This is a genomic window from Rheinheimera sp., from assembly GCF_036568245.1.
Taxonomy (GTDB): domain Bacteria; phylum Pseudomonadota; class Gammaproteobacteria; order Enterobacterales; family Alteromonadaceae; genus Alishewanella.
In genome coordinates, this window is sequence record NZ_DATCSY010000277.1 from 1 (window position 1) to 5,961 (window position 5,961).

The window sequence follows — 5,961 nt, forward strand, 5'->3', positions numbered from 1 at the left end:
TAAACGCCGGATTTATAACACTCGCGATGAAGCACGTAGTGACATTTTTGAGTATATCGAGGTATTTTATAACCGTCGGCGAAGACATAGCCATTTAGGGCAGTTATCACCGGCAGATTATGAAGAAAAAGCTAATCACAACGAGGCTAATGAGTGTCTATGAGATTAGGGGAAGTCCATTTGAGCAAAGTTTTCTAGCTTGTTTTGAAGTCAGACTGTGATAAAAAAGGCGAACCATCTGGTTCGCCTTCTATACTTAGTTAGTTTCCAACTTCAATTTCAGTTTCCAACTTCGATTACGAGGTTTCCAACTTCCATTGTTGTTATCACTTCGCAACCGATTAACGATACGCTTCCGGGCTTGGGCATGAGCAGATCAGGTTGCGGTCGCCGTATACGTCATCGATACGGGTTACCGTTGGCCAGAATTTGTTTTCTGCAACAAACTTAGCAGGGAAAGCGGCGTACTGACGCTCGTATGCGCGATCCCACGCCGGGTCGAAGATATCTTCCATCGTATGTGGTGCATACGCCAGCGGGTTGTTATCTACTGTCCACTCACCTGCTTCAACTTTGCCGATTTCAGCACGGATGGTAGTCATCGCTTCGATAAACTTATCCAGCTCGGCTTTGCTTTCAGACTCAGTTGGTTCAATCATCAGCGTGCCGGCAACCGGGAAGCTCATGGTGGGTGAGTGATAACCAAAGTCCATTAAACGCTTGGCGATATCCATTTCGGTAATGCCGCTGGCTTCTTTTAACGGGCGAATGTCGATAATACATTCGTGCGCAACCCGGCCGTTGGTACCGCGGTACAATACCGGGAACAGCGGGTCGAGTTTTTTCGCCATGTAGTTTGCGTTTAATATGGCAAATTCAGTCGCCTGTTTTAAGCCTTCGCCGCCCATCATTGCAATGTACATCCAGCTGATTGGCAAAATACCAGCACTGCCAAACGGTGCTGCAGATACGGCGCCGTTATCGCTGCCAGTACCGTCGATACTTACCACAATGTGGTTAGGCAGGAATGGGGCTAAATGGCTTTTCACACCGATTGGGCCCATGCCCGGGCCGCCACCGCCGTGTGGAATACAGAAGGTTTTGTGCAGGTTTAAGTGCGATACGTCTGAACCGATAAAGCCAGGAGCAGTTAAGCCTACCTGAGCGTTCATGTTGGCGCCGTCCATATACACCTGGCCACCGTAGCTGTGAATAATGTCGCACAGCTCACGGATGCTTTCTTCAAACACACCGTGGGTAGATGGGTAAGTCACCATGATGGCAGCTAAACGATCGCCCACTTCTGCAGCTTTGGTTTTTAAATCGTTCATGTCGATATTGCCGCGCTTATCACACTCTACCAGTACTACATCGTAACTGGTCATGGCAGCTGTAGCAGGGTTAGTACCGTGCGCTGATACCGGAATTAAGCAGATATTGCGGTGACCTTCGCCACGGCTTTCATGGTACTTACGAATAGCAACCATACCGGCATACTCACCCTGCGCACCTGAGTTAGGCTGCATAGAGATGTTGTCGTAACCAGTGATATTCACCAGCCAGTTGCCAAGCTCGGTGATCATCTCGTAGTAACCTTCGGCCTGATCGCGTGGTACGAACGGGTGTAGCGAACCAAATTCCGGCCAGGTTACCGGGATCATTTCGGCAGTCGCATTCAGTTTCATCGTGCACGAACCTAATGAAATCATCGAGTGGTTCAACGATAAATCTTTGTTTTCCAGCTTTTTGATATAACGCAGCATCTCAGTCTCGCTGTGATACTGGTTAAATACCGGGTGGCCCAGTACGCTGTCGTTACGCACTAAATCGGCCGGAATCGACTTGCTACCTTCAGTAACAATACTGTTGTCCAGCTGCTCTACGCTTAAGCCGTGGTTTGCACCCAGTACGATATCAAACAGCTCGGCAATATCGCTGCTACTGGTGGCTTCGTTAAAGCTTACTGCCAGGCTGTCAGCAACGTCGGTACGCAGGTTTACACCTGCTGCTAACGCGCGGCTGATAACAGCGGCACGGTCAGCCACTTTAAAGGTAATGGTATCGAACCAATGTGCATTAACAATGCTAACGCCTTTGGCAGTTAAGCCGGCAGCAAAAATATCGGTACTACGGTGAATACGCTGGGCGATATTCTTCAGCCCCTGCGGGCCGTGGTATACCGCGTAGAATGAGGCCATATTGGCCAGCAGCACCTGCGCAGTACAAATGTTAGAGTTGGCTTTTTCGCGGCGGATATGCTGCTCACGGGTTTGCATTGCCATACGCAGCGCCTGATTGCCGCGGCGGTCTTTTGATACGCCGATAATACGGCCCGGCATAGAGCGCTTGTACGCATCTCGGGTTGCAAAGAAAGCAGCATGTGGGCCGCCAAATGCCATAGGCACACCAAAACGCTGGGCAGAGCCTAACACCACATCAGCACCTAACTGGCCCGGTGCTTTTAACAGCATCAGTGCCATAGGATCAGTCGCTACCGCAACGATGGCTTTTTTCGCCTGCAGCTCTGCTATCAGCGCGCTGTCGTTACGTACTTCACCGTTGGTGGCCGGGTACTGGATCAGCGCACCAAAAACGTCATGGCTGGCAGCATCGGCAGCCTTACCTACTACTACGTCAAAACCGAACATTTCAGCGCGGGTTTTTACGACGTCGATAGTTTGCGGGTGCACATCGTCGCTAATAAAGTACAGGTTAGACTTGCTCTTGGTAACACGCTTGGCCAGTGCCATTGCTTCAGCCGCAGCGGTTGCCTCATCCAGCAAAGACGCGCTGGCCAGTTCCATACCGGTTAAATCCAGCGTTAATTGCTGGAAATTCAGCAATGACTCTAAACGGCCCTGGGCAATTTCTGGCTGATACGGTGTGTACGCCGTGTACCAGCCCGGGTTTTCCAGCACATTACGCAGGATCACATTCGGCGTTAACGTCGGGTGATAGCCCATACCAATGTAAGACTTGAACATTTTGTTCTTGCTGGCAGCTTGTTTTAACTTGGCCAGCGCATCAGCTTCTGTCATTGCCGGGCCGGTTGCCAGCGGCGTTTTCAGGCGGATGTCAGCAGGTACCGTTTGAGCGATCAGCGCTTCAACGCTGTCTACGCCCAGCTCGCTTAACATTGCAGCGGTTTCTGCTGCGTCCGGGCCAATATGGCGCTGAATAAATTCGTCATGGTTCGCAAGTTGCGACAGGGTTTTCACAGCGGTGTTGGTCATGCCTGGAATGTCCTGATAATGGTTTTGGTTGTTACTAAAGTTAAGCCCCGTGGCTTTTATGATTCGGCACGGGGCTTAAATGGGGTTTGGCGCTTTATTTACTCGTCAATCGAGTTTTTATAGCCTTCTGCATCTAACAGCGCTGACAGTTCAGCGTCGTCAGATAGTTTAATTTTAAACATCCAGCCATCTTCGTACGGGCTGCTGTTTACCAGCTCTGGTGAATCGGCCAGCGCGTCGTTAACTTCAACAATTTCACCAGACAGTGGTGCATAAATGTCAGATGCTGCTTTAACTGATTCCGCTACTGCGCAGTCATCGCCCTGAGTAACGCTGTCGCCCACTTCTGGCAGCTCAACAAACACCATGTCGCCTAACAGGCCTTGTGCATGTTCAGTAATACCTACAGTGTAAATACCGTTGCCATCATCGCGTGCCCATTCGTGGCTGCTGGCGTACTTTAAACCTTTAGGAATTGAGCTCATTGTTTAATCCTTAGCTGGTGTCTGTTTATTTTAATGTCGTTTTTAATAGTGACAGTTTAGATGACTTTTTTGCCCATGCGCACAAAGGCTGGCTTAACCACTTTCACCGGTACCATCTTACCGCGAATATCTACCTCTGCCGTGTCACCTACCGTAGCAGGTACCCGGGCCATCGCAATACTAAAGCCCAGCGTTGGTGAGAACGTACCCGAGGTAATCTCACCTTCGCCGCCTTCGACAACCACTCGTTGGCCGTGGCGCAGCACGCCTTTGGCTTCCATTACCAGGCCAACCAGCTTCTGGGTGCCTTCAGCTTTATGCTGCTCAAGTGCCTTACGGCCAATAAAATTACGTTCTTCCGGTGCCCAGGCGATCGTCCAGCCCATGTTGGCAGCCAGTGGCGATACGGTTTCATCCATATCCTGGCCATATAAATTCATCCCGGCTTCCAGACGCAGCGTATCGCGCGCACCTAAACCGGCTGGTGCCACACCTGCATCCAGCAGCTTTTGCCAGAAATCAGCAGCCTGCTCGTTTGGCAGCGCAATTTCATAGCCATCTTCACCGGTATAACCTGTGGTAGCAATAAACAAATCGCCAGCCTGAACACCAAAAAATGGCTTCATGCCAGCAACAGCGGCTTGCTGCTCAGCGGTTAATAACGTGGCCACTTTAGCTTTTGCATTCGGGCCCTGCACGGCAATCATCGCAAACTCCGGCCGTTCGGTTACAGTAACCTCGAACGCTTTTGCCTGTGCGGTGATGTGTGCTAAGTCTTTTTCGCGGGTGGCAGAGTTAACCACCAGGCGGAAGAAATCTTCCTGCAGGAAATACACAATTAAGTCATCAATTACGCCACCGGCTTCGTTTAGCATGCCACTGTACAGCGCTTTGCCCGGCGTGGTCAATTTAGCAACGTCGTTAGCCAGTAAATAACGTAAGAAATCGCGGGTACGGCTACCGTGTAGATCAACAATTGTCATGTGAGAGACATCAAACATACCGGCGTCGCGACGCACAGCGTGATGTTCTTCAATTTGAGAGCCGTAATTGATTGGCATATCCCAACCAAAGAAGTCGACCATTTTGGCACCGGCTTCCAGGTGTTTGCCATGTAACGCAGTTTGATTAGCCATTGTTATGTCCTGCTTATAGTAAGGCCCGCTTACGTTTTATTAAACGCAACTGCCGGACAATATGAATATCCATACAGTTAAAGCGGATAAAAAGGCGACCGGATTATAACGCAAGGATGTGACGGCAAACAGCCCCTGATTAATTAGTTTTTGTAATGCGACAGCCGCTATTACTAAAAAAACTAACTCAGGCGCTATGCTGTATTTTTTGCCGTGGTTGGGCTAATTTGGGTAAGTCACCACTGTTACCAAGGGCTGCGGCGATGATCTTACTTTTCAGCCACGGCATCTGATCCACCCCGTTCATTCCAACAGCTCTTACCAGCTTAAGCAAAGGTTGCTTATTGCTGAAACCGCGTTTAAAAGCTTCCATAGCAGCAATCAGTGTCTGCGCTTCGGCCTTACGCCAGCGCTCGTAGCGCCGCAGTAGCCGTGTTTCGCTAAAGTCCTGATTATTGGCGACGGCTTCATTTATTAGTTCTGCTAATGAAGCCACGTCCATCAGCCCCAAATTCATGCCCTGCCCGGCCAGCGGATGTATGCTGTGCGCTGCATCGGCCACCAGTACAGCGCGGCCTCTGACCCAACTACTGGCATACCGCATTTTAAGCGCAAAGGCCTGTGGTACGGTTTGCCGTGCTAATACGCCAAGTACGCTGTTACTGGCCGCCGTCAGCGTCTGATTAAACGCCGTTTCTTCCATGGCTAAAAGCTCTGCAGCACGCTGTGGGGTGCAACTCCAGACAATGGAACACTGCTGAGGATCCGGCAGCGGTAACAACGCCAGCGGGCCGCCGGGTAAAAATACCTGCCGTGCTGTAGCCTGATGTGGCAGCTCGGTGCTGATGGTCGCAACTAAGGCCTGATGTTCATAATCCCAGTGCGCCAGCGGTAACTGCATTTCACGGCGTACCAGTGAATTTACGCCATCAGCTCCCACAATCAGCCGGCTTAGCAGTAGCTGCTGCTGATTAATGTTAATAACTACATCGCGCTCGCTTTGCGCCATGCTGTTAATCGTGCAGTTAAACAGCAGTTCGACATTACTATGTTGCTGTAGCTGCTGATACAGCGCGACGCGTATTTGCTCGTTGTCGCAAATCCAGC

The 5,961-nt window shown here is 50.5% G+C and carries 5 protein-coding genes; 1 reads left to right on the plus strand and 4 read right to left on the minus strand.

The genetic code is table 11. The annotated features are described in order from the left end of the window. A partial coding sequence (locus VIN66_RS12580; RefSeq protein WP_331924305.1) for an IS3 family transposase occupies nt 1–163 on the plus strand: 163 nt, incomplete at its 5' end. Between the two features lie 178 nt (nt 164–341). Here the strand turns inward: VIN66_RS12580 and gcvP are convergent. The 4 genes from gcvP to VIN66_RS12600 all read right to left on the minus strand — a co-directional run. Beyond that, a complete protein-coding gene (gene gcvP, locus VIN66_RS12585) occupies nt 342–3,233 on the minus strand; it encodes an aminomethyl-transferring glycine dehydrogenase (RefSeq protein ID WP_331924301.1) in 2,892 nt (963 codons plus the stop codon). Nucleotides 3,234–3,331: 98 nt separating this feature from the next. Then, nucleotides 3,332–3,718 (minus strand): glycine cleavage system protein GcvH, encoded by a 387-nt coding sequence (gcvH, locus tag VIN66_RS12590; protein ID WP_331924302.1) that lies wholly within the window; start codon nt 3,716–3,718, stop codon nt 3,332–3,334. 56 nt (nt 3,719–3,774) lie between these two features. Continuing rightward, the gene (gene gcvT / locus VIN66_RS12595) at nt 3,775–4,854 is read right to left on the minus strand and encodes a glycine cleavage system aminomethyltransferase GcvT (RefSeq protein ID WP_331924303.1); all 1,080 of its coding nucleotides are present in this window, start codon (nt 4,852–4,854) and stop codon (nt 3,775–3,777) included. A gap of 187 nt (nt 4,855–5,041) precedes the next feature. After that, on the minus strand, nt 5,042–5,961 hold a 920-nt coding region (locus VIN66_RS12600; protein ID WP_331924304.1), incomplete at its 5' end, for an FAD-dependent monooxygenase.